The sequence below is a fragment of the Rheinheimera fenheensis genome (assembly GCF_039871805.1).
Taxonomy (GTDB): domain Bacteria; phylum Pseudomonadota; class Gammaproteobacteria; order Enterobacterales; family Alteromonadaceae; genus Alishewanella; species Alishewanella fenheensis.
The window spans coordinates 291,290-314,767 of sequence record NZ_JBDPJM010000001.1 but is presented as its reverse complement, the minus strand read 5'-3'; the positions used below and the strand labels follow the sequence as shown (position 1 = coordinate 314,767).

General features: G+C 51.8%; 20 protein-coding genes and 1 pseudogene. 3 read left to right on the top strand and 18 right to left on the bottom strand.

From position 1 onward, the window contains the following. Positions 1-157: 157 nt before the first annotated feature. Complete coding sequence (locus ABGI61_RS01280) at positions 158-1,186, top strand: LacI family DNA-binding transcriptional regulator (RefSeq protein ID WP_347595668.1); 1,029 nt, start codon at positions 158-160, stop codon at positions 1,184-1,186. Here ABGI61_RS01280 and dauA read toward each other — a convergent pair. Both dauA and ABGI61_RS01270 read right to left on the bottom strand, forming a co-directional pair. Further along, positions 1,162-2,895: a C4-dicarboxylic acid transporter DauA gene (gene dauA / locus ABGI61_RS01275; RefSeq protein WP_347595665.1), complete on the bottom strand. Its 1,734-nt coding sequence runs from the start codon at positions 2,893-2,895 to the stop codon at positions 1,162-1,164. The two genes, ABGI61_RS01280 and dauA, sit on opposite strands and share 25 nt — an antisense overlap. A gap of 148 nt (positions 2,896-3,043) precedes the next feature. Beyond that, complete coding sequence (locus ABGI61_RS01270) at positions 3,044-4,765, bottom strand: alpha-amylase family glycosyl hydrolase (protein WP_347595662.1); 1,722 nt, start codon at positions 4,763-4,765, stop codon at positions 3,044-3,046. Positions 4,766-4,967: 202 nt separating this feature from the next. Between ABGI61_RS01270 and ABGI61_RS01265 the strand changes: the two genes are divergently transcribed. Next, positions 4,968-6,434 (top strand): MFS transporter, encoded by a 1,467-nt coding sequence (locus tag ABGI61_RS01265; protein WP_347595659.1) that lies wholly within the window; start codon positions 4,968-4,970, stop codon positions 6,432-6,434. A 45-nt stretch (positions 6,435-6,479) separates the two neighbouring features. Here ABGI61_RS01265 and ABGI61_RS01260 read toward each other — a convergent pair whose 3' ends face one another. The 14 genes and pseudogenes from ABGI61_RS01260 to ABGI61_RS01200 all read right to left on the bottom strand — a co-directional run bounded on the left by ABGI61_RS01260 (position 6,480) and on the right by ABGI61_RS01200 (position 19,739). After that, complete coding sequence (locus tag ABGI61_RS01260) at positions 6,480-6,851, bottom strand: VOC family protein (protein WP_347595656.1); 372 nt, start codon at positions 6,849-6,851, stop codon at positions 6,480-6,482. 31 nt (positions 6,852-6,882) lie between these two features. Then, positions 6,883-7,446: a DUF5655 domain-containing protein gene (locus tag ABGI61_RS01255; RefSeq protein WP_347595653.1), complete on the bottom strand. Its 564-nt coding sequence runs from the start codon at positions 7,444-7,446 to the stop codon at positions 6,883-6,885. A 15-nt stretch (positions 7,447-7,461) separates the two neighbouring features. After that, positions 7,462-7,974 carry an SRPBCC domain-containing protein gene (locus ABGI61_RS01250; RefSeq protein WP_347595650.1) on the bottom strand — a complete coding sequence of 171 codons (513 nt, stop codon included), beginning with the start codon at positions 7,972-7,974 and terminating at the stop codon, positions 7,462-7,464. Further along, a complete protein-coding gene (locus ABGI61_RS01245) occupies positions 7,971-8,336 on the bottom strand; it encodes an ArsR/SmtB family transcription factor (RefSeq protein ID WP_347595647.1) in 366 nt (121 codons plus the stop codon). Before ABGI61_RS01245 ends, ABGI61_RS01250 begins: the two co-directional genes overlap by 4 nt. A 135-nt stretch (positions 8,337-8,471) precedes the next feature. Then, on the bottom strand, positions 8,472-9,236 hold the full coding sequence (locus ABGI61_RS01240) for a MipA/OmpV family protein (protein ID WP_347595644.1): 765 nt from the start codon (positions 9,234-9,236) through the stop codon (positions 8,472-8,474). A gap of 80 nt (positions 9,237-9,316) precedes the next feature. Beyond that, positions 9,317-9,688 carry a PH domain-containing protein gene (locus ABGI61_RS01235; protein ID WP_347595642.1) on the bottom strand — a complete coding sequence of 124 codons (372 nt, stop codon included), beginning with the start codon at positions 9,686-9,688 and terminating at the stop codon, positions 9,317-9,319. A gap of 60 nt (positions 9,689-9,748) precedes the next feature. Next, on the bottom strand, positions 9,749-10,192 hold the full coding sequence (locus ABGI61_RS01230) for a DUF6841 family protein (RefSeq protein WP_347595640.1): 444 nt from the start codon (positions 10,190-10,192) through the stop codon (positions 9,749-9,751). Positions 10,193-10,222: 30 nt separating this feature from the next. Further along, positions 10,223-10,585, bottom strand: coding sequence for a DoxX family protein (locus ABGI61_RS01225; protein WP_347595637.1), 363 nt, complete (start codon positions 10,583-10,585; stop codon positions 10,223-10,225). Positions 10,586-10,635: 50 nt separating this feature from the next. Then, a pseudogene (locus ABGI61_RS16775) lies at positions 10,636-10,794 on the bottom strand (MafI2 family immunity protein); the annotation flags it as partial. Between the two features lie 192 nt (positions 10,795-10,986). Further along, entirely contained in the window at positions 10,987-12,849 is a 1,863-nt protein-coding gene (locus ABGI61_RS01220; RefSeq protein ID WP_347595634.1) for a glycoside hydrolase family 13 protein, read from the bottom strand. Between the two features lie 227 nt (positions 12,850-13,076). Next, a complete protein-coding gene (locus ABGI61_RS01215) occupies positions 13,077-13,817 on the bottom strand; it encodes a porin (protein ID WP_502264014.1) in 741 nt (246 codons plus the stop codon). Between the two features lie 122 nt (positions 13,818-13,939). Next, entirely contained in the window at positions 13,940-15,166 is a 1,227-nt protein-coding gene (locus ABGI61_RS01210; RefSeq protein WP_347595628.1) for a threonine/serine exporter family protein, read from the bottom strand. 272 nt (positions 15,167-15,438) lie between these two features. Next, positions 15,439-17,841, bottom strand: a complete 2,403-nt coding sequence (locus tag ABGI61_RS01205; RefSeq protein ID WP_347595625.1) for a glycoside hydrolase family 31 protein — start codon at positions 17,839-17,841, stop codon at positions 15,439-15,441. Further along, positions 17,838-19,739, bottom strand: a complete 1,902-nt coding sequence (locus tag ABGI61_RS01200) for an alpha-amylase family protein (RefSeq protein WP_347595622.1) — start codon at positions 19,737-19,739, stop codon at positions 17,838-17,840. Before ABGI61_RS01200 ends, ABGI61_RS01205 begins: the two co-directional genes overlap by 4 nt. 180 nt (positions 19,740-19,919) lie before the next feature. Here ABGI61_RS01200 and ABGI61_RS01195 point away from each other — a divergent pair, with 180 nt between their 5' ends. Next, the gene (locus ABGI61_RS01195) at positions 19,920-21,599 is read left to right on the top strand and encodes a methyl-accepting chemotaxis protein (protein ID WP_347595619.1); all 1,680 of its coding nucleotides are present in this window, start codon (positions 19,920-19,922) and stop codon (positions 21,597-21,599) included. On the opposite strand, the gene ABGI61_RS01190 is transcribed toward ABGI61_RS01195, so the two are convergent. Further along, positions 21,568-22,452 (bottom strand): hypothetical protein, encoded by an 885-nt coding sequence (locus ABGI61_RS01190; protein WP_347595616.1) that lies wholly within the window; start codon positions 22,450-22,452, stop codon positions 21,568-21,570. The two genes, ABGI61_RS01195 and ABGI61_RS01190, sit on opposite strands and share 32 nt — an antisense overlap. Positions 22,453-22,517: 65 nt before the next feature. Continuing rightward, the gene (locus tag ABGI61_RS01185) at positions 22,518-23,432 is read right to left on the bottom strand and encodes a DMT family transporter (protein ID WP_347595613.1); all 915 of its coding nucleotides are present in this window, start codon (positions 23,430-23,432) and stop codon (positions 22,518-22,520) included. Positions 23,433-23,478: the final 46 nt, after the last annotated feature.

Here is a 23,478-nt window from a genome sequence, read left to right as displayed (position 1 = left end):
GGGCAACGCGCTGCGCGCCGCTGGGGTGGTGCAGAACTAAATTGAAACCCCTGCTAAATCCCTCTATGATAAGCGCACTATAACGATAAGTTCCCGTCGTAATTTAGCGGCAGGTAGCAAAAATGCAGTTAATCCGCTGCCACAGCAGAGCGCCCAGATGAAAGACAAAGCAACTTCATTCGATATTGCTTATATGGCCGGTGTGTCACAGTCTACTGTGTCGCGGGCATTACGTAACAGCCCGCAGGTAAATAAAGCCACGCGGGAAAAAGTGCAGGCTATTGCACGGCAGTTAAATTACAAGGTGGATAAAAACGCCAGTAATCTACGCCAGCAGCGCAGCAGCACGCTGGCCTTGCTGCTGTTTGAAGACCCTACCACTGATGAATCGCTGATTAACCCGTTTTTCTTGTCGATGCTCGGTAGCATTACCCGTGCCTGTGCCAAACGCGGCCAGGACTTGCTGGTGTCGTTTCAGCAGCTAAGCGATGACTGGCACGCCGATTACGAAGACAGCAATAAAGCCGATGGTATTATTCTGCTCGGCTACGGCGACTACAAAGACTACGAAGAAAAGCTGGCCAAGCTACTGGCGCAGGAAACCCATTTTGTTTGCTGGGGCGCTGAAGTGCTGGGGCACCCGGAGTTTACCCTGCGCAGTAATAACTTTGAAGGCGGCCGTTTAGCCGGCGAGCATTTATTGGCTACCGGCCATAAAAAGTTTGCCTTTATCGGTAATGCCTCTGAGGGTAGCCCAGAATTTAGTGCTCGTTACCGCGGCTTTATTGATGCGTTGGCTAAAGTGGGTATTACCGAAAAGCAGGTGCCGCATTTTGATGCAATCTCTACCGAGAGTGCCGGTGATACTGCCACTGAGCAGTTACTGACCGCCGGCCATCAGGTAGATGCCATTTTCTGTGCCAGTGACTTAATTGCTATTGGCGTTATGCGCTGCCTGAAACGCCATAACCTGCGCGTGCCGGAAGACATTGCCGTTATGGGCTTTGACGATATTCCGGTCGCATCTTTTGCCACGCCGGCGCTGAGCACCATTCAGCAAGATACCACTCAGGCCGGTGAGCTGCTGGTCAATAACCTGCTGCAGCTGATTAATAACCAGCCTATTAGCATCAGCCAGATTGAGCCCAAGCTGATTATCCGTCAGTCTTGCGGTGCCCGCGGATAAAGCTGCTCTAACGCCTCACGTAGCGTAGGATAAAAGCTCAATACGCCGTCTAGCGGTTTAACGCCGGCGCGGGCCAGGGTTTTTAGCGGCTGAAACTGCAAATCGGCAATCAGCAGCTCAGTGTTGTTTTTCTGACACTTACTGATCAGTTTATTCAGCGCCGCCAGGCCGCCGGCATCCAGTAGCGGCACACCATCCATGTACAGCACTATGCCTTTGCTGTGGTCGGTTAGCCGGGCAATGTCGGCAAAAATCCGATCGGCAGCGGCAAAAAACAGTGGCCCGCTAATTTTAAGCACTTGCCAACCGTCAGGCACCGGCTGCTCTACCTGTTTGCGGTTGCTGCTGATATCGGTCACTTTGCTCATCTCAGCAATTTCTTTGACAAACAACAGTGCAGCCAGCAGGATGCCGGCAGTAATGGCAATGACCATATCAAACAGCACGGTAAGGCTAAAACAGGTAATAAACACCCATATATCGCTGCGAGGTGCCGTTTTGAGCAAGTGCAGTGCCTTGGGGGCTTCGCTCATATTCCAAGCCACCATCAGCAACAAGGCTGCCAGTGCTGCCATTGGTACATAAGACAGTACCTTGGCCAGCAATACTAAGCCGAGCAGCACCACCACAGCATGAACCATGGCTGCGATGGGGGATTGAGCACCGGCTTTAAAATTGGCCGACGAGCGTGCCAGTGCGGCGGTGGCGGTAATGCCGCCGAAAAACGGCGTAATAATATTGCCGATACCCTGACCAAGTAATTCGCTGTTGGCACTATGGCGCCGGCCAGACATGCCATCGAGCACCACCGCGCAGAGCAGGGATTCAATGGCACCGAGCATGGCCATAGCAAAGGCGGCAGCGAGTAAGTCTTTCGCCAGTTGCCAGCTAAACGCAAGCGGTTGGCCATCAGGCCCGGGCCGCAGCCAGGGCCAGTCGAAACAAGGTAAGTAGGGTGGAATGCCGCTGCCACTGCTGCCATCAGCAGCGGTGTAACTAAAACGCGAGCCGATGGTATCGAGCTCAAAGCCAAAGCTGAGTAACAGCAATGCCAGCAGAGTGCCCACCAACAGTGCCGGCAAATGCGCCGGTATCACGGTTTTTAATTTGGGCCACAGTAACATCACTGCCAGCGTGCTAGCGGCGACAACCAGGCTGGGCCAGGCTAGCTGCGGTAAATGCTGGCCGAGGACGGCAATTTTTTCAGCGAAGTGCTCTGGCAGAGTACTGATTGGCAAGCCGAAGAAGTCTTTGATCTGCAAGGTGGCAATGACCACGGCAATGCCAGCGGTAAAGCCTAAGGTGACCGACTCCGGGATATACTCAATTAAACGCCCAAGGCGCAGTGCCGCCATTAGCAGCAATAAAAAGCCCGACAGCACCGTAGCGATAAGCAAGCCGCTTAAACCATATTTTAACGCCACCGGGTACAGAATAACGACAAAGGCCGCCGTTGGGCCGCTGATACTAAAGCGTGAACCACCGGTTAGTGCAATCACAAAGCCGGCGATAATGGCGGTGTATAGGCCATATTGCGGTGCTACGCCCGAGGCAATCGCCAGCGCCATCGCCAGCGGTATGGCGATAATGCCGACGGTAATACCCGCCAGCAGATCTTTGCCCAGTTTATTAAGATTGTAGCCCTCGGCCAGCACCTCACGCAGCGCGTGGCCTATACGCAGGGAAAACAGATAGGAACGGTCAGACACCACAACTCCGCCATAGCAGAACAGGTGATGTGAGTTTAGCAAAGGGTTAAACGGGCGGGTATGCGCTATTAGTCTGAGCTTAGTGGTTATCAGCTAAAGAAAAAACCGCCGCTAAGTTAGCCGGCGGTTTTTATGTGATTAAGACAACTTAAGGCGCGCTTTGCAAGATCAGCAATCCATATGCTGCTAGCGTGCTGCCATCCAGGTCAAAGGCCCAGCTGGTGCTTAAGCTGTCGGTCTTAATCGCGCTGATATCCGCCGCAGTGTCGCTCAAGTTTAACACAAACAGCGTTTTGCTGCCGTTTAGCTCGCGGGCAATTTGTATTATGCCGTTGGCTAGCTGTGTCACGTTATAACTGCCTGCGGTGCCAAGCTCGGGCCGCTGCTTTTTCTGTGCAATCAGCAGCTTATACAAATTCCAGACGGAGTCAGGCTGCGCTTGCTGGGCGCTTACACTGCGATCTGTTTTGGCCAACTGCTCAGCCAGAAACGCCGGATACCAGTTAGGGAAGTTAGCGCCAAACAGCTCCAGCTGTTCTACCCAGCTGGTCGCACTTTGGCTAAAGCCGGCCTGGGTGCTGTTATCCCACAACATAGGTGCGCGTTTATACACATCATGGCCGGTGCCGCCCTGGGTTAAGCCAATTTCTTCACCGTAGTAAATGTAGGGTGTGCCAGGTGAGCTAAACAGCATGGCAGCGGCCAGTTTGGCTTTGGCATCATGCTCGGCCAGTTGATAAGCGATACGCTCCTGATCGTGGTTAGTTAAAAACGGCGCAAAAAAGCGTAGCGGCGCCACTGAGTCGGCGCGCTGCTGTACATTGCGCTGTAAAATGCTGGCGTCCGCCACCTTATTGGCGTTGGACTGCATAGTGCCAAACTGGGCTTCGCCACTGGCATCGGGCTTTAACAGGCCCAGAATGTTATAACCCACTTCAAAGTCAAAGCCCTGGTCCAGGCCTTTACCGTCGCCGAAATAACGCGCGGCAATAGGAATATCCACCCAGGCTTCGCCGACTAAATAGGCCTGCGGGTTAACGCTTTTCACGTATTGGTTAAAGTCTTGCCAGTAGGTAATGGTTTCAGCCGTGTCGGCCTGGCCTTGCGGGCCGTCTTCCATGGCAAAGCGCACTGCATCTAAGCGAAAACCGGCCACGCCTTTATCCAGCCAGAATTTGGCCATTTTCTTCATTTCGGCCACCACATCAGGGTGGCGCAGGTTCACGTCTGGCTGGCTGGCGCCAAAGGCGGCGTAGTAGTAGGCGTTGCGTTGTGCATTGTAATGCCAGACGGCATCGGGTTTATCGTTATCGCTCCAAGCATGGCCCCAGCCACTGCCGGCCTCTGGCATATCATCACGCCAGATAAAGTAATCTTTGTACGGCGCTTCACCGGCGGCTGAGCGTTTAAACCAGTCATGCTCGCTGGAAATATGGTTAATCACCAAATCCAGGATCACCTTCATGCCTTTGGCCTCAGCGGCTTTGATAAAGGCTTCAAACTCAGCCATGCTGCCGTAATCGCTCTCTACCTGATAAAACTCGGTAAAATCGTAACCGTGGTACGACGGTGCTTCAAACATCGGCGTTAGCCACAGTGCCGTTACGCCCAAATCCTGCAAATAGGGCAGTTTGGCGGTCATGCCGTTAAAGTCGCCGTGGCCATCGGCGTTGGTGTCATAAAAACTGCGCGGCCAAATCTGGTAGAACACCGCATCCTGCCACCAGGGGCTGGCAGCCGCCACTTCACTTTGCGTTGTTGGCGCTGGCGTTTGCTCAACGGTGGTGCTGGTATGCGGCTGACTGCTGTGTGGTTGACAGCCGGCTAATAACACTGACAGCGCCAGTGCGCTTAGGCTAAAGCGTTTCATGGTATCCCCGTACGTTTTTTCTGTTGCACCAGCTTAAAGCGCTGATGCACTGCTATGCTGATTAAGCCTTGGTAATAACGCCAAAATAGTGCAACAACAAGATGAATACGTATGCACAATTTTGCGCAAAATGGCTGGCTTCGTGTAGCTTAGACCGATCTGTTGCGCTTACACAGAATAATAAAACCTCCGGGGAGCGGGTATGAAACAACCTAAGTTATCTTTCTGGCAAATTTGGAACCTCAGCTTCGGCTTTTTAGGGGTGCAAATTGGCTTTGCCTTACAAAACGGCAACGTCAGCCGTATTTTGTCCGATCTGGGCGCCGATTTATCTTCACTGTCGTTGTTCTGGCTGGCGGCGCCCATTATGGGCCTGCTGGTACAGCCGATTGTTGGCGCGGCGTCCGACCGCACCTGGAATAAACTGGGCCGCCGCTTACCCTTTATGCTGGGTGGTGCCATTGTTGCCGCTGCGGCTATGGTGCTGCTGCCTAACTCGTCAATGGTGGTGGCCTTTATTCCGCCGATGCTGTTTGGCTTATTAATTTTCGCTATTAAAGATGCCGCCTTTAACGTCACCTTTCAGCCGTTTCGATCGCTAGTATCCGACATGGTACCGCCAGAGCAGCGTAACCTGGGTTATTCAGTACAAACCTTGCTGATTAACATTGGTGCCGTGTTTGGCTCAATTCTGCCATTCGTGCTGACCAACGTCGTCGGGCTGGATAATGCCTCTAAAGCCGGCGAAGTGGCGCCCTCGGTGGTGTGGGCGTTTTATATCGGCGCTACGGTACTGTTGGGCAGCGTACTGTGGACAGTGTTTCGCACCAAAGAATATGCGCCTGAGCAATATTATGCTTACAAAGGCCTGGATAGCGAAGCACAGACACTGGCCGAACAGGTGCGTAAATCACGCAGCCTGGGCGAGAAGCTAAGCGACTTCTGGCAAACCATGTTGGGTATGCCAAAGATTATGAAGCAGTTAGCACTGGTGCAATTTTTTAGTTGGTTTGCGCTGTTTATTATGTGGACCTACTTTCCGGCAGCTATCGCGCAAAACACCTGGGGTGTTGGGGTGGAGTGGTATAACGGCGACTATATTAACCAGATGGGTGGCGTACCGGCACATATCGCCGCCGCTAAAGGCGCCGCCGGTGATTGGGTCGGTATTCTCTATGCCGGTTACTCACTGTTTGCGGTGCTGTTTTCCTTGGTAATGGCGAAACTGGCCAACCTGTTTGGCCGCAAATTTGTCTATTCATTCTCGTTACTGGCCGGCGGTGTGGGCTATTTAAGCTTTGTGCTGTTTACCGACCCGACTATGACGCACGTAAACCTGCTCATTACTCAGGTAGAAATTCCGCAAGGGGCACTGGGGTTAATGTTGCCAATGATCGGTGTGGGTATCGCCTGGGCCGCCATCCTGGCTATGCCATATGCCATCTTAGCGGGCGCTTTACCACCTGAGAAGACAGGCGTGTACATGGGCATTTTTAACTTTACTATTGCCGCACCGCAGATTGTCTCCGGTTTAATCGCCGGCTGGATCCTAGGTTCAGTATTCGACAACCATGCTGTATATATTGTTATGCTGGCCGGCGCCGCCATGGTGCTGGGCGCACTATCGGTATGGCTGGTAAAAGAGCAGGATGTTACCGCGACTGAGTAAACCAACGGTAACAAGACAAAGGCGCCATAGGGCGCCTTTGTGGTTTCAGCGATGCTGATCCAGCATAATCTGATTACCATCCGGGTCTTCCAGTACGATATGCGCTGGGCCAGTGCTGTTTTCGTCAGCGCTTTGCAATAAGGTGATACCCTGTGCCTGCAAATGCTGCTGAATCGCCCGGACATCGGTAAACTCGGCCAGATTTTGCGCATTTTGGTCCCAACCCGGGTTAAAGGTAAGAATATTCTTCTCGAACATGCCCTGAAACAGGCCAATAATAGTGTCGCCGTTTTTTAAAATCAGCCAGCCCTGGCTTTGCTCGCCACCCATAGTGCTAAAGCCGAGTTTTTCGTAAAAGGCTTTAGATGCAGCGATATCTTTTACCGCCAAACTGACTGAAAATGCGCCCAGTTGCATACTATTGCTCCTTGCAGACTTTTAGCCAAGTCTAGCCACGGTTATAAGCTTCTGCCAGATAGTGTTTTACGCTGTCATCAATATCGGCCACTGCACTCAGGCGGATACGGTGGCTACACATGGCATTAAAGCTGCCGGACGCTTCCAGTTTGCCTGTTGGCTCTACGCCTTTTAAGTTCAGGCCTAAATCCAGCCGGCTGGCGGTAGAGGGCTGAATAAGCGCAAACTGTTTATTGCGACGCAGGCTAACGTAGGCTTTTTTCGGGCTTAGTTCAATATCATCGCCCAAGCTCTGGATATAGCTAATCAGTTGATCATAAAGCGGTTTTAGTGCCGCTTTAGCGCCACTGTACTGCGCTGCCAGCAAATCCTCTGCTGCCGGTTCGCCACCGGCTGCGGCTTGCTTAGCGCGGTGCGCAATCAGGTTGGCATTGCCATGGCCGATCGCAAATTCGCTTTTTAGCCAGTTTACCAATTCACTGTGTTTGCTAAAGTTCTGCTTTGTTGCCAGTTCCAGCCAGTCTGCCTGGCTTTTGCCAGTGCTTTGCTCAAGATTACGCCACTGGCTTTGTTCGGCTGCGGTAATGTCTGTCATCAAGTTCTCCTTAACTTACAGTGGCCAGTGCTCGGCGCGGGTGCGCTTGGGCAGAATAAACCCCAGCTTGCTAAACAGCGCATACATAATGCGGGTGCCCAGTGTCGGCCGGCCGGTCTCGACCACGGCTTTTAGCGTGTTTAAAATCATAGTGCTGCCGCCTTGCATGTCTTTGGCGGTGCGGCTACCAACTGGCAGGTTATCGACAACTAAGCTGACTTCAACACCTTGCTCTAGCTGTTTTAACTGATAAGTTACTGTGCATTCCGGATCGTCATACTGGGTAAAACGAAAGGTATGTACAAAGCGGTGTGGCGGCTCAAACTCGACCACTTTACCAATCACCAGTACATTGCGGCCATCGCCGGTACGCATTTGCAGGCTGGCGCCGGGTACCAGCGCCTGGGTATGCAGCCAGGCATTAAACACTGCTGCCTGCGGCTCATCACTTTTAGTGAGCTCGCGCCAAATTGTTTCCAGCGTGCCGTTGATAACAATTTTTGATACCAACCTGTTGTTGCCGCTCATACCTTATCCTTTGTTTTGGTTGTTATTTTTGTAGGTACTGCCTGTCGTTCTACCGCGTATTTCAACCGGGTAAGCTGGCTGGCCCAAAAATCGCGGTACTGCTCGCTCCAGCGCTCATGGATCAACTGCAACGGCACGGCGTTTAAATACAGCGGCCGCTCGCGACCTTGTTTTTCGGCAATCACCAGATTGGCGTCCAGCAGTACCTGCAAATGTTTCATCAGGCCAATCCGACTGATATCGAATTCGCTCAACAGTTGGCTAAGTGTGCAGCCCGGCCGGTCGGCGATAAGATCCATCAGCTGGCGGCGGCTACTGTTTGCCAACGCCAGAAACACGGTATCCAGTTGTTGCTCGTTCACAGCACATCCAACGCAGCAGTTTAAATGGGTAACCTAATGGTTACCTATGGCGTTGAAACTGTCAAGTACGACCAGTAGCAGTGCTTATTTACAGCATAGCTGAAGGTTTACACTGCTATGAGGTGGGAGAGTTACTCAGAAAAACTTAGACCAAGCTAAAAAGGCAGACACGCCGCTGTCGCGGTCGGTTAGCGGGCTGTTGGCGATGTTGTTGTCATACCAATGATACTCCACACCCAGCCTTGTCATGCCGCCAAAAAACACCGGTGTGCTAAGGGCGAGGCCGGTGTGATAGTTCACCGCAGCACCGGCACGATAAGCCGGTCTGTCAGCCGTAGCCTCACTCTGGCGCACGCCATAGTAATAATCTACCAACTTGCTGGACGAGTAACTTACGCCTACTTCCGGGCTAACCTGCAAGGGACCAAAGCGCAGGCCATAGCTGAATTTAAGTTTGGCTTCCTGGCCGTTAGAGTTACCCAGTACATCGGTTAGTACTTCGGTATCCAGCGTCCAGTTGTCAATGCGGTATTGCAGGCCAAGGCCGGCATCCAGCGAGCTTTTGCGTTTCATACCGACAAACACATCACTGTCGCCGTCATCATAACCGGCAAAACGTGGTGCCAGTTTAGCGCTTAGGCTAACGTCATTCGCTTTCGCCAGCTCATAGGTAACAAAAGGGCCGTACACCGATAACTTTTCGCCACGATACCCTAGCAGCGGCAGCGGGATTACCCGGCGTTTATAGCCGCGGTAAATCTCCTGGTTTATGCCAACGCCAACCCCATATAAAAAGCCCTGCGGTGGCTCGGCGCTGCGCTGTTGCTGGGCAAAGGCAGCAGTGCTTGCAAGAGTCAGGCTGCAAACAGTAATTAGTGCGAGGGGGCGTAACACAGACATAAGGTTCCCTTTATTCAGTCAGATCTGGGCACAACTGTGCCATGGCAATAGCTTCATTACTGTGACAAAGGGTAAACCGATCAGTTAAGCGCGTGCTGCGAGATATGTTTAGAGATCTCGACAATGGCGGTTTTACCGCTGAACTCAAAACGCACTTTGCCCAGTGATGAAAAGTACAGCTCCAGCTCTGAGTCCAAATCAAAGGTGCCGGAGGTTTCTACCGAGTACGCCACGATGTTTTTATACGGCATCGAGGTGAAATCTTTTTTACTGCCGGTTAGCCCTTGCACGTTTAGCGCAATAATGCGCTTACTGGTAAATACCACGCCATCACGCAGCGAGCTGTAACTGTCGATAACCTGCTCGTCTGGCAGCAACAGCGCCGTCACTTTGTCGGCATAGTCGGAGTTTTGTTTTAGCTTAAACACGGTTTTGTTATCAAAGTCGATCATGGTTGTTCCTTCTCTATAAATGACGCAGGTTTCCTGTCGGTTTGCGGGTACTGGTCGGCACTACCAGCAGCGTCCATGATTATCGGGTTGAGATGGCTGCCAACTCAGTATTTTGTAGCCCTGTTCTGTATTTAATATCCCATAGGTACTACACACCTTGTCGAGCTCGGTCCCGTCCTGTTTTACCCTCGTCAAGCTAAACGCAATTAAGCGGTAACTGTCGATGCTGGCTAGAACCTTTGTTTCTGTTATGTGTGAAGTACTATAGCCCGAAGCGGCCAACTTCGTTCGCATATCCTGTATAAAGCGACTTGCCTGCAAAGAGGACTCTGGCGTATGGGTATGCGCACCAAAGATAAACTGAGGCTTCTCAGTAAAATAAGCCGCAACATCATTATTTTTCTCAAAATCTGACAGATAGTTGGCGATAAAAGATTCCGCCCCATCTGAGTGCACAACGCACGCATAGGTAAGTGCTAAAAACCCGAGTAGGTATTTTGTCATAAGCGCTCCAATAATCGCCAAGCGCATGCGCTACATGCCGCGCAGCGTTGTTAATAATTGACGAATGTCTTCCCGGCCAGCCCAGGCGCGCCAGCATGCCGAAAGCGCTATCGCCGACGCAACAGCGAGCATTGGCCATTCCTGGTGCATAAGGTGTGTTGCTACAGCACCAAGCATAAGCCCGGTTAGGCATAAAGCCGCGCAAGACGACAAGCGGGGGATAAGTAGCCCAATAGCGCCAAGGCACTCAGCTACGCCAATAAAATACATAAATTCAACCGGGTAGCCCCAACGGGCAAAGGCTTCAAGTTCAAATGGCAACGATAGTAATTTCGCCGCGCCGGAGGCGAAGAAAATGAACGCGAGAATGTAGCTTAAAATACGAGTGGTCATTGATAACGCTCAAAGCAAGCGCGCGGTACGCGTCGCTTTGCCTTTGCTTATTAAAGGTTTTTGTATAACTTTGACCATGAGTTCCAGTCGTCCTCGTTCCGTAAATACACTAGCAAAGAAAGATGCTCCATTTTTTCGGGATATGGAATTGCTAGCAATTCTTCTTTATAACTCCGATGATTCTTGGAGTAATTTGAGAGCATATTTGTAAATAGTTTGGAGTTTGCACGCTTTAATGCAGCGAGTGCTCCCTTCTAATTTACATTTACATTCCGCTAAACTAGCCAACGTTTAGCCCTAAATCAACTACATATTCTGAGATGGAGCAGAGTGTTTAGGTGAGGGCGGTGGTAGCGAATAAAGAAAACACCAGCGGCTTGCGCCGCTGTGTTGTTTGGCGTCTACCGAATATCCAGCACTAAGGTGCCTCGGGCGGGTACGGTGAGCTGCTTATCCAGCTTTATTGTTTTACCGCTAATCACCTCAGTGGCGGTTTTGCCTGGTGGTAGCACTTCGTTAAAGCGCACCAAATTCAGCGTTACCGGCTGGTGTTGTTTATTCATTACCACCATCACCGTTTGCTTATCGTTATAACGAAAGTAGGTATAAGTGCCGTTATCCGGGGCGAAGTGCAGTAGCTTACCGCTGTGAATAGCGCTGGCGGTTTTACGCCAGTTCAGTAAGATTTTTACCAGCTGCTGGGCACTTTTCTGGGTGGTGTTTAAGCCCTGGCCGGTAAAGGCATTTACCTTATCGCCGGCCCAGCCGCCAGGGAAATCGGCACGTACTTTGCCATCGTCGCGCACTTTGGGGCTTTGCATGGCAATTTCAGTGCCGTAAAACAGCTGTGGTATACCGCGCATGGTGGCCAGGTAACTGATGGCCATGCGGTATAAATCCATATCCTCATCTAACAAAGAGAAAATGCGTGCCGTGTCGTGGTTGCCTTCAAAAATGACCAGGTTAAACGGGTCGGCATAGACATGGTCGTTGCTTAGCATTTCGTATAAGCCAATCCAGCCGCTGTTCCAGCTCTCCTCTGTGGTTAAGGCTTTTAGCAGGGCGTCGTACAGCGGGAAATCCAGCATGCTGGGCGTGTGCGACACATAGCCATCTTTATTTAGCTTGCCGCGCTGCCAGTACGACACAATCAGCGGGTTGGGGCTCCACTCTTCGCCGACAATATTAAAATTGGGGTATTCCAGCATCAGCCGGCGCGCCCACTCGGTTAAAAAGGTTTTGTCGGCATAGCTGTAGGTATCTTCGCGGATGCCAGACAGGTTGGCATATTCCACCCACCAGATGCTGTTTTGAATTAGATAGGTTGCCAAAAGCGGATGGCGCTGGTTTAAATCCGGCATGGTGTCAACAAACCAGCCGTCGGTAAATTGCGCCGTATCGACCTTACTGGCGTACGGATCTTGAATAGTACTGCGGTTATGGTTGGTGCCAACAAACGCCGCGCCGGTTAAAAAAGCCTGATTATTCAGCCAATTGGTGTCGGGCAGATCGTTTAACCACCAGTGCTGATGGCCAATATGGTTAACAATAATATCCTGAATAACCTTAATACCCAGCTGATTGGCCTTAGCCACCAGCTCGCGGTACTGCGCATTGCTGCCAAAACGCGGATCTACTTTGTATAAGTCGGTGGCGGCATAGCCGTGGTAGGAATAGGCACTTTGGTTATTTTCAGTCAGCGGCGTCGGCCACATGGCGGTAAAGCCCATATCGGCTAAATAGGGCAGCGCTTTGGCCATACCGGCCAAATCGCCACCGTGACGGCCGTTGTTATCACTGCGGTTAGCAGGCTCTAACATGCCGGGCACAGTATCGTTAGTCGGGTCACCGTTGGCAAAGCGATCGGGTGTGAGCAGGTAAATCACATCAGAGGGGTTAAAGCCTTCACGCCGCGCTGAGCCTGCGCGCCGTGCTAACAACGGATACGCCAGTGTTTGCTGGGTATCGGCGCAGTTAAGCTTAATGGGTAAGTCGCCGGGGGCAATATCGGCAGCCAGCGTCAGGTTAATAAACAGGTAATTGGGGTTGGCAGTAGTTGTGGTGCCGCTTAGTGTGGCGCCTTTATAGTCAAGGCTAACGTTGCACTGTGCCAGCTTATCGCCGTGAAGCATCAGTTGCAGCTCGGGGTGCTGCATACCGGCCCACCAGTTGGCGGGTTCCAGATGTTTAATGTGGTAGCTCTTGCTCACTGCGTTGCACGGCGCTACCGACGATAATAACCATAAAATACAGAATAGTCGCATCGCGAGCTCCTACAGCTTATCAATAAGTTACCGTAGATCACGACTATCTGGCCTGCAAGGTAAAGCGTCCTGCTGCATACGTATTCAAGTTTAATGATACGACGTGCAACCACATTTAACGAATGCTTCATTTGCTAAAGAGCTGAGTATTACAATTGGAATTGTGGGACTTTGCCGCAGTATAAGATGGTTAAGTCCCGCTATTTAGTTACTTGAATGGTACAGGCTTAAAATGTCCACAGTAATGAAAAGCGATTAACTGAATTGCTCGAACCGTTAATCTTAACATGTGCCACCTGAACAGCTACGTCATCAGAGATTCGGTAGCGGATAGACGGGCTGATTCGATTAGATGTTTCACTATTCTGGCCATCTACTCGAATGTACTCTAAACCGACATCTAGCTTGTCTGTAAATTGCCATGATGAACCAAGGTTCGTAAAAAATGCATTTTCATCGAGGTTTATTTCAATTGAGCAATCTGAAATAACGTCTTGCAAACAAAGAACCGGTGCGTCTGGTTTTGTAGTAAGGGTATAACTGCCTTTATCTCTGTAGTAAATAAATTCACCATAAACAAAGAAGTTTGTCGCTAGCTCGTAATAATGCCCTAGCCCTGCTCTTACGCTGTATAAAGGCTCAAAGTTGAAGTCATAGTAACTATTTCCATAATCGTCAATTTTGCCATAACCAATACCTGCATAGGCGTAGGTGCGGTAGCCAAGCTCGTACTTACCATGTAGTAAATAGGTTTGCTGGGTATCTGAATTAGCGTAGGTTAAGCCTGCGTTATTCCATAAATGATTTTTTTCGCTAGCTTGCACCGTACTTGCAGTTGCCATAAACATGGCGACTAGATAGCATAACTTCGTTAATTTACGCATTTGGTCCTCGAATATTGTTATTTTTCCGTTTGTTAGTGATAGGTTGCGCGTCGATAACTTACGTGTTCCTGTTTTGAAAAGCAATTATTTTATAAATAGATGTATTCCATTCACATTTATTTGCTTGATATCGCGAGTTTGAATCATTACTTAGGGGCTGGTTTATTGAGCAGTTCGTACAAAATGTAAAGAGGATGCAGTTATTGTTACAGGCTCTTTTTCGGCGGCAAGGCGACGTTGGCAAAAATCAGCCCGGCCACCAGTGCCATTAAAATTAAAAAGGTTTGCTGGCCTACCCGGTCTGACACGACAAAATCCTGGCCGGAGATCAGCGAGTTTAAGCCGATATAGGTTTTGCTGCCCGGTACCAGCACAATTAAGCCATGCATGGCGACAATAACGGCCGGTGCCTTAGCTAAACGGGTAAACAAATTGCTGTACAGGCCAACGGCAAAGGCACCTAAAAAGGCGCCGATAGTGGCATCGAATAAGGTGGCGCCACTAAAGCTGACGCCATAGGCAATAAAGCCGGCAGCCAGTGACCACAGCGTATATTTACCGCGGCTTTTAAACAGCACGATAAGCGCACTTACCAGTATGCCGACGGCGAGCCAGGCAAAGTGGTGGGAAATAGGCGCCGGTTTAACAAAGTCGACCACGCCAAACAGGGCAAAGCCAATTTCAATGCCCAACAGCGCACCAAAATACAGCTTAAACAGCAGCATTAACGCATCCATAATGCGGGCATTGCCCGACACCAGATGCCGTGCTGCTAACTCGGCAAAGCCGATAGTTAGCGCCAGGCCGGGAATAAAGGCAATAATGGCCGACAGCACCGCTAAACGGATATTAATGCCGGGGTCGATATAGGCACTGATAGCACAGGCCACAATACCTGCGGCCAACGCTACTAACGGCTCGAGCATATTAGCAATACGCGGTGAGTGCGTGGCCCAAAGCATAAACAGGTACACCACTAACGAGAGCAGCGATGACCACAGCACATCGTTCCAGCTGGTGGCCATTAGCATGGCAAAAGCGCCGCCCGAGGCCATCATGGCCACCGCCGTCGCCAGTTTGCCGTATGAGCTGGGGCGCATATCAATGGCATCGAGCAGCGCATCGGCTTCGTTAATGCTGACCTTGCCCTGTAATACCTGATCAACCAGCTCGTCGGTACGCGACAGCGCGCCTAAATCCAGATCGCCGGGATTCACGCGTGATGCATGTGTATATTCCTGCTCGTGGCCTTCAGTCCATAGTACAAAGGTCATTGAGGTAGGCGAGATAATAAAGGAGCCTTTTAAACCTAAATGGGTCGTCAGCTCGGCTAAGTGCGCTTCCAGCCGGTAAGCGGGCGTACCGTACTTGTGCAGCATCTTGCCCAGCTTGACGATAAATTTGCGCTTATGATTAAAATCGGCTGTGTACACTTATGGCATCCTTGGTCAGATAACGTAGTCATTGTAATAGAAAAAGCCGTTGATACCAGAGATTAGATTGGCGTGTTGGCATCGAACTGGTTCAGTCACACCAACACGCCGTGCATACGTCCATGTAGGCTCGATTACAAACTTCATCCGTGAAGTTTGTCCATTGGACCAGCGAGGCTGTTCAAATTCGTTCCAGACGAATTTGTCCGGCATCCATGCCGTCAACGGTTGGTTTAGACTAAACCAGTCCTCGCTATTGGATTAGCATAGGCCTATCGAACAGATATCTGCGTCTTATCCGCCTGCCAATCCAGTTTTACCTTAAGCTGACGGCTGGCTTTATCGTACCAGGCCACATTTTGCATACGGTTAAACCGTGCTTGTTGTGGCACCAGCTGGATATAACGGCCGTCGACACTGATCTGCGAAGGTGTAGCGTTCTGGTTATGTACCACCAACGTCAGCTCACGGCTGGCCGGCATACCTTGGTACTGGCCGCTGCGGCGCAGTTCAAACTTTTGTTCATCAGCTTGCTTTAAGTAGTAAAAGTTCAGCAGTTCAAACTGACCTTTAGCAACCGCGTCCGGTGTTTTACCATCATCTTCATACATTTCGCCTTTGGCGCACTCAACACTGCTGTCGGCATAAAAATGCAACGTCAGCGTGCGGCTGCTGTACTCGCGGGTATTGGCCACCGGCGCCACCATAGGCACAAAGCTGCCTGCTTTTACCAGCACCGGCAGGGTATCAAGGGTTACCGGCACCTCGACTTTGCCGCTGCCGGCATAACGTTTACCGCTGAAATAATCAAACCAGACGCCGCCCGGCAATTGCACCGGCCAGCTCTTAACACCTGGCTCGGTAACCGGTGCTACCAAAAAGGCGTCGCCCCACAGGTAGCTGTTGTTTTCGTCCATCAGTGCCGGGTTTTGCTCATCCAGCAGAAATAGCGGCCGCATTAGCGGCAGGCCGCTTTGGCTGTGTTGATAGGCCAGGGTGTAGTTATACGCCAATAGTTGATAACGCAGGTTTAGCCAGGGGCGCAGGGTTTCAATAGTGTCGCTATCGTGAAACACCACTTCCGGCGCAATGTGCTCCTGCGCATGTGGCCGGTACACTGGCTGGAATACGCCATATTGTAGCCAGCGGATATACAGCTCTTTATCAAACGTTTCACCGCCGGCAAAACCGCCCAAATCTGAGTGAATGTAGCCAAAACCAAACAGACCCATGCTCAGCGCCAGCTCAACCTGCGGCTTTAGGCCGCCCCAGCTGCGGTCAACATCGCCGGTCCAGGGTACCATGCCATAGCGCTGGCTACCCGGCGCACCGGCGCGCATCATAATAAAGGGCCGCTGCTCGGGGAAGTCGCGGCGCATGCCGCTGTACACCATATCTGCCCACTGATGGCCAAAGGCATTATGCACTTCGTTCGCCATACCTATAGCATGCACGGTATCGTCCGGGTGCACTTCCGGCTCGCCTAAATCGCCCCAGACACCGGCCACGCCCTGCTCAGCTAAGCCTTTGTAAATTTGCCAGAACCAGTCGCGCGCCTTAGGGTTAAACACGTCAATTAAGCCGGTATTACCAAAATAAAAATCGAAGGTTTTTGGTTTGCCATCCAGTCCCGGCGCAATGGCACCGGCGTCTACGGCCTCTTGCCAACGTTTGGAGCTGGTCAGCACAAAGGGCTCGGTGACTAAAATGGTGTTAATGCCATCGGCGTTAAGATCGGCCAGCATCTTCTCTGGCTGCGGGAAGGCGTTGCTGTCCCAGGCCAGGTTGCCCATATGGCCCTGAATGTCCGGGCCAAACCAATACAGATCGATGACTAAAGCATCCAGCGGTAGCTGCAAGTCGGCAAAGCGTTTTACCACATCACGCACCTCGGCTTCATTGCGATAACCAAAGCGCGAGGCATAATTACCCAGCGTCCAGCGCGCCGGTAGCGGCGGCTTGCCGGTTAAGCGGGTGTAGTTGTCGATAATCGCCGGGTAATTATCGCCTGCCACCAGCACATAGCTGCTGCGGCCACCCTCGGCACTAAATTGCATCACATCAGCCTTGGTTGCGCCTAAATCGGCTTCACCTTTGGCGCTGTTATCAAACAGCAGCAAATACTTATTGCTCGACAGTACGGCTGGCAGGCTAAAGTACATCTGGCTTGACTCGGTGCTGTAGCCATAATGCGCTTTGTTATACAGCGGGAATTTATGGCCACGGCGGTCCATGCCCAGCACGCGCTGGCCACCGCCTAACAGCTTCTCACCAGCGGTTAGCGCAAAGCGAAAACCATGGTTGCCGTCTTGCTTAAAGTAACCTTGCTGTTCGGCCAACAGCAGCTCCTCGCCGCGATGATAGCTAAGTTGCAGTGGTGCCTTGGTAATGGCCACGCTCAGGCTGGTGCTACTGATGTGTAAACTATCGTCGCTTTCAGTAAGGTTAAGCGTCAGCGGCTGTGGTTGCTGGCTAATGCTAAACGACGGCAGCTGCTTTAGGCCGCTAGGCTGATAAAAGGCTTCCACCACATCATGCTGGTAAAACGTCAGGCTAACCTGGCCTTCATCGGTTTGAATATGCAGCGTATTACCATCGAGTTGATGGGCCTGATACTGCGCCGCCGCGCTAGCAAAAGCGCAGCAAAATGTCATTAACGCAAACACTAACTTCATGGCTGCAGCTCCAGAATAACTGAGGCCAGCGGGGCAAGTTCAACCGCCACTGTGCCCACGCCGTTGGTTACGCTAAGGCTATTTTCGCCGCCGTTTAGTTTGTCGCTTAGCCGGTATTGGCCATCGGCCAGCTGCCACTGACTGATAAGCGTAGCCGGTACGGTGAGGTTAAAACTGACCGCTGCTTCACTATTAAAGTGGCTGACAATCAGCAGCTTTTGCGCATCGCTATAGCGGGCAAACGCCAGCTGTTGCTCGCTGTAGGCCGTGCCTGCAGAGAGGTTAGCGCTATGCAGTTCGGTATAGCCGCCCATTAATGCCGGCGCGCTGGCGCTAAAGCTAAGCAGTTTTTCATAATAAGCGTGCAGCGCTTTAGCTTCAGCATTTAAGGCACCGCCATCAAACTTGCCATCGTTCATCCACTTTTGATGCTGCGGCACGCCCCAGTAATCAAAAATGGTGGTGCGGCTGGCTTTACCAAAGCCGGTGTCATTCGCACCCGGTTCGCCAACATGCTGGCCAAAGTACAGCATGGTCGGCGAGGTGCTGATGGTGGTAGATACCACCATAGCCGGTAGGCCTTTTTTCGCATCACCGGCAAATTCAGGCGCAGCAATGCGCTGCTCGTCATGGTTTTCTAAAAAGTGCAGCATATGATGCTCAATATCGGCCATTCGCTGCTGGGTTTCAACCAGCGCTGAGGTGGGTCCTTTGCCCTGCATCACCAGCTTTAAGCTATCGTAGAATTCCACCTTGTCGTACAGGTAATCCATTTTGCCAAGCTTCAAGTAATCGCGATACAAGTGCGGCTGATACACCTCAGCCAGTAAAAAAGCGTTAGGGTTAGTCTGTTTAATGTGCGAATTTAAATAGCTCCAGAACTCGACCGGTACCATCTCAGCCATATCGTAACGAAAACCGTCAACGCCTTTGGCCAGCCAATACTGGGTAATATCGCGGAATTTAAGCCAGGAGTCTGGCACGTCCTTGCCTTGCCAGAAGGCATAATGCGCCGGCCAGTCTTTTTCAGCGTAATCGCTGGGCAGGCGGTCGAAGTCGTAACTGCCGTCTGGGCGCACGCCGTAATTAATTTTTACCGTTTCATACCAGTCATCAAAGGCGGGCTGGGCAGCGCATGAGCCATTGCCGGTCCACTTGGCCGGGTTTTCCAAAAATTTACCATCGGCGGCCGGATGCGCCTCGCCGCCCAATACCTGGTAATCCGCCGGCCACTGCGGCACGCTAAAGGCCTGGCCCGGTACATAGTAAAAGTTGTTATCGCGGGCATATTCAACACTGGTGTCGTCATTGGCGCCAAAATCACTGACGCCCGGCGGGTTTGACAGTGACTGATACTGACGCGCTACATGGTTGGGTACGATATCGATAAGTACCTTCATGCCATGCTGGTGGGTACGCGCTATTAACGCTTCAAACTCTGCCAGGCGGTTGGCCGGGTCGATGGCTAAATCGGGGTTCACGTTGTAGTAGTCTTTCACGGCATAAGGCGAGCCGGCGCGGCCTTTAATCACATCCGGGTCATCATGGCTGATGCCATAGGCGCTGTAATCGCGCACCAGGGCATGGTGTGGTACCCCGGTATACCAAATATGGCTAACGCCCATGGCTTTAATGGCGCTTAAGGCTTCAGGCGTAAAGTCGGCAAATTTACCGACACCGTTTTGCTCCAGCGTGCCCCAGGGAATATTGTTAGCATTCTGATTACCGAATAAGCGGGTAAATACCTGATACACCACCACTTTGCTATTCGCTGCCGGTGCTTCAACAGCTGGCTGATTGTCAGTTGCTATTGTATGGGTGGGGTCTGGTGCTTTGCCGCAAGCCAGCAACAGGCTGCCGGCAAGCGTTATAGTGATTAAGGTGGCTTTGTTGTGCATAGTCTACCCTGTGATGTTTTTAGCGCTTTTTGCCAGTGTATTACAGCTTGGTTGCCCGGTCTGCTGCATACGTATGCAACTGCCGGCCACGACCATGGTCGTATCGGGCTTTCTTTTGCCGTTAGTTACACTATGCTGTAACGATTCAACCGCTTAAGTCATTACGCCGGAGTGCACTTTATGCTGAATGTTACGCTGAAAAACAAAATGCTGCTGCTTGCTGTGCTGCCAATGCTTACTGTGGTGATGGCCCTGATGCTGCTGGTGTACAGCCAGATGCGTGCTATGGGCGAGCAAGAAATACAGCAATTTCGCAGTGATATGATGCAGGAAAAGCGAGAGGCGCTAGAACACCATGTCGCCATTGCCGTCACTGCGGTTGAACCCTACTTTCAAACAGCAAATCCCACAGAGCAACAACTGACCGATGCTAAAGCCGTGATGCGGGCGATGAAGTTCAGCGACGATGGCTATATGTTTGTTTATGACTTGCAGGGCGTTAACATTGTGCATGGCTCGAATCAGGCACTGGAAGGCCGTAATCTAATTGATTTAAAAGATCCTAACGGTGTGCTGCTGATCCGTGAACTGATTGACGCCGGTAAAAAAGGTGGCGGCTTTGTCGAATATATGTGGGATGAGAAAACCCGCGGTGGCTTAACACCTAAGCTGGGTTATGCCACGGCGATGTACAACAACCGCTGGATCCTGGGTTCGGGTTTTTATATTGATGATATAGACCGGCGCGTAGCCGAGCAGCAAATTGAAATAGATGCGCGCATTCGTGACACCCTGCTGATGATTTTTGGCAGTGCCGTGGTGCTGCTGGGGCTGGTGATCGTGCTGGCACTGTTTGTGGCAAACCTGGTGATAAAACCGCTGCATAATGCCTCTGCAGCGCTAATTAACATTGGCCAGGGCGAGGGCGATTTAACCCAGCGCTTACAAGTCGATACGGCTGACGAAGTGGGCGAGGTGGCGCGCGGCTTTAATGCTTTTGCACATAAAATTCAGCAGCTTATCAGCGAAGTGAAACAGGTGGTGACGGCGCTGAGCCATGCTGCCAGCACCATGCAGCAAATTGTGCAGCTGAGCGATAACGACGCCAGTACGCAAAAAGCGGAAACCACCCAGGTTGCCGCGGCGGTGTATCAAATGTCTACAGCCGTGCAGGAAGTGGCTACCAGTGCAGGTTTAGCGGCCAGTGCGGCGCAGGAAGCCGATAAAGAAGCCGCCGGTGGTCAGCACAGTGTGGCACAAACCATCAGCTCGATTAACAAACTGGCAGACGAAGTAAATAAAGCCGGTGATACCATTGAAAAACTGGGCGCCAACGCCGACCAGATTGGTTCAGTGGTCAATGTTATTCGTGGTATTGCCGAGCAAACTAACTTGCTGGCACTTAATGCTGCGATAGAAGCCGCTCGCGCCGGCGAGCAAGGCCGTGGTTTTGCGGTTGTTGCCGATGAAGTACGCACCCTGGCCACCCGTACCCAGCAGAGCACCAATGAAATTCAGCAGATGATTGATTTGTTTCAGCAAGGCACTAAAGAGGCGGTGGCGGTTATGCAGCGCGGCCGTGAGCAATCACTGCAAACGGTGGCGCAAGCCGATCAGGCCAGTGAGTCACTGCAAACCATTACCAAATCGGTCAGCACTATTACGCAAATGAACATTCAGATCGCCACCGCGGCCGAGCAGCAAACCGCCGTAGCGGCTGACATTAGCCGCAGTATTCACGAGATTGCCCAACTGGCTGATCAGGCAGCGAATAATGCCTCTGAACTGGCGAAATCGACCGGTGAGCTGACCGAGTTGGAGCGGCGCCTTAGTGGGCTGGTATCGCGTTTTCGGGTGTAAGCGCAATGGGCCGCAGTACAAACCAGCGGCCTGACTGCCACAGCAGATACAGCGACAGTAGCGGGAAAATCAGCGTTTGCAGTGCATAGACCACGATTAGCTGAATAAGCTTCTCGACCATATTGTCGGAGAAGCTTTTCATCGCGGAGAATAAATCATTGGCCTGTGCCGCCATTTGCTTAAGCCAGCTTAGTGAGCCTTGCTCGGTGCTAAGCGCCGGTTGCTCTGTGCGTTGCAATGCCGCGGTTTCCAGCTGTAATGCTGCTTCTGCCGCTTCACGTTGCGGGGTTAGCACCCAGTCAGACAAACCTGCTACGCCATAGGCTGCCAGCGGTATACCGATGCGGACGATCAGTAACAAGGCAATAAAGCCACGTAGCAAATAGCGGCAACTGCGCCGCCACGACCTTGGGCCAAGCAGGAACAAGGTCGCAGACACTAACACACCGCCACCAAACAAGGGCAATGCTGCCAGTTTGCCAAATTCGAGCAAAAATAACTGCAGGCCAATTGATGTCATCGCCACCACCATCACATCAGAGTAGCGAACCGCCATATCCTGCAAGGGCTTTAATAACTGGCCGGGCTTAACGCTGGCTACACCCACGCCGACTTCAGCTTCGGAAACAAAAGCAATGCCGCGGTCAATTAAACGGGCGGTAGCAAAAGAAGCACTGCTGAGCATTAAGCTGTGTTTTAGCGCGCTATGGGCTTGCTGATCCAGCGGCGACAGTAGCGGGTTAAGGATGCGTTGCTGCAGCACGCCTGAATAGGTTCCCAGCGCTAATGCCAGAAGGCAGGCGAGCAATGTCAGCAGGCGCTGGCCTTTGCTCAGTTTGGCTAACAAAGTCATCTGCGTCTCCACGTAATCCAGACTAATGCTATGTTAGGCCAGTATTAAGCAAAAACGTTGCAAAGTCAGTTTTTCAGTAAAATCAGCACCGTACCCAGTACGGTAAGGCTTGCGCCCAGCCAGGCACCTAAAGCCGGGCTGCGTTTGTATACCAGCCACAACAGAGGTAATACCATGACGGGGCTGACAGAAGACAAGATCGCCACCATGCCGGCATCACCGTGTTTTAATGCCTGTAGAATTAATGTCATGCCCAGCACCATGGACAGCGCAGCATTGGCGACAACCAGTAACAATACTTTTTTTGTCATTGGCAAATAAGCTCTGGCAACGCGAAAGCCCAGCATAAAGATCAGCTGGTGTAGCACAAAGGCGGTGCTCATACGCACGGCGCTGGCCGACACAGCATCAATATCGGTCTCCATCAGCGGTTTTAACATCAGGGTGGCAACAGCCTGACACAAGGCGGCCAATAAACCCAGCGCAACACCCGATTTAAGCTGGCTTTGGTTAGCTTCCCAGGCGTGCAGTTCGGTTTTGCGCTTGCCAAAGAAAATGGCGATCATCACACCGCTAACCAATAAGCTGCTGCCCGCTAAGGTCCAGCCCCACTGGGTTTCGCCGAAAAAAAAGTAGGCCAGAACAACGGAAAACACACTATGGGTGGCAAAGAGTACACCGGCGCGGCGCGGGCCGAGGCGGTTCATGGCGGCAAATAGTGCGGTATCGCCGACAAAAATGCCAATAACGCCGGACAGCACCAGCACACCCAGGCTATCGACTACCAGCGTCGCCCAACCGCCGGTCACGGCGGCTATTAGCCAGAGCATCATAGCGGCACACAGCATACGCCAGCGGGTGAACGCAAAGGCACCTAAATGGGTAGAGGCGGTGGCGGACATCAGGCTGCCGCAGGCCCAGCAGGCGGCAGCGCATAAGGCTAGGTATTCGTAAGACAAGGCAAGACAGCAGCTGATCACAAGATGGCGGTATTATACGTCAGCCGCCGGCAGTGTAAGAGACTAT

Coding starts and splice junctions, on each gene's coding strand:
- ABGI61_RS01255 (WP_347595653.1), bottom strand. CDS start 7,446: ATGACAGACATTACCGCAGCCGAACAAAGCCAGTGGCGTAATCTTGAG.
- ABGI61_RS01190 (WP_347595616.1), bottom strand. CDS start 22,452: ATGACTTTGTTAGCCAAACTGAGCAAAGGCCAGCGCCTGCTGACATTG.
- ABGI61_RS01240 (WP_347595644.1), bottom strand. CDS start 9,236: ATGTCTGTGTTACGCCCCCTCGCACTAATTACTGTTTGCAGCCTGACT.
- ABGI61_RS01195 (WP_347595619.1), top strand. CDS start 19,920: ATGCTGAATGTTACGCTGAAAAACAAAATGCTGCTGCTTGCTGTGCTG.
- ABGI61_RS01200 (WP_347595622.1), bottom strand. CDS start 19,739: ATGCACAACAAAGCCACCTTAATCACTATAACGCTTGCCGGCAGCCTG.
- ABGI61_RS01250 (WP_347595650.1), bottom strand. CDS start 7,974: ATGAGCGGCAACAACAGGTTGGTATCAAAAATTGTTATCAACGGCACG.
- ABGI61_RS01225 (WP_347595637.1), bottom strand. CDS start 10,585: ATGACCACTCGTATTTTAAGCTACATTCTCGCGTTCATTTTCTTCGCC.
- ABGI61_RS01260 (WP_347595656.1), bottom strand. CDS start 6,851: ATGCAACTGGGCGCATTTTCAGTCAGTTTGGCGGTAAAAGATATCGCT.
- ABGI61_RS01220 (WP_347595634.1), bottom strand. CDS start 12,849: ATGCGACTATTCTGTATTTTATGGTTATTATCGTCGGTAGCGCCGTGC.
- ABGI61_RS01205 (WP_347595625.1), bottom strand. CDS start 17,841: ATGAAGTTAGTGTTTGCGTTAATGACATTTTGCTGCGCTTTTGCTAGC.
- ABGI61_RS01270 (WP_347595662.1), bottom strand. CDS start 4,765: ATGAAACGCTTTAGCCTAAGCGCACTGGCGCTGTCAGTGTTATTAGCC.
- ABGI61_RS01280 (WP_347595668.1), top strand. CDS start 158: ATGAAAGACAAAGCAACTTCATTCGATATTGCTTATATGGCCGGTGTG.
- ABGI61_RS01235 (WP_347595642.1), bottom strand. CDS start 9,688: ATGATCGACTTTGATAACAAAACCGTGTTTAAGCTAAAACAAAACTCC.
- ABGI61_RS01230 (WP_347595640.1), bottom strand. CDS start 10,192: ATGACAAAATACCTACTCGGGTTTTTAGCACTTACCTATGCGTGCGTT.
- ABGI61_RS01265 (WP_347595659.1), top strand. CDS start 4,968: ATGAAACAACCTAAGTTATCTTTCTGGCAAATTTGGAACCTCAGCTTC.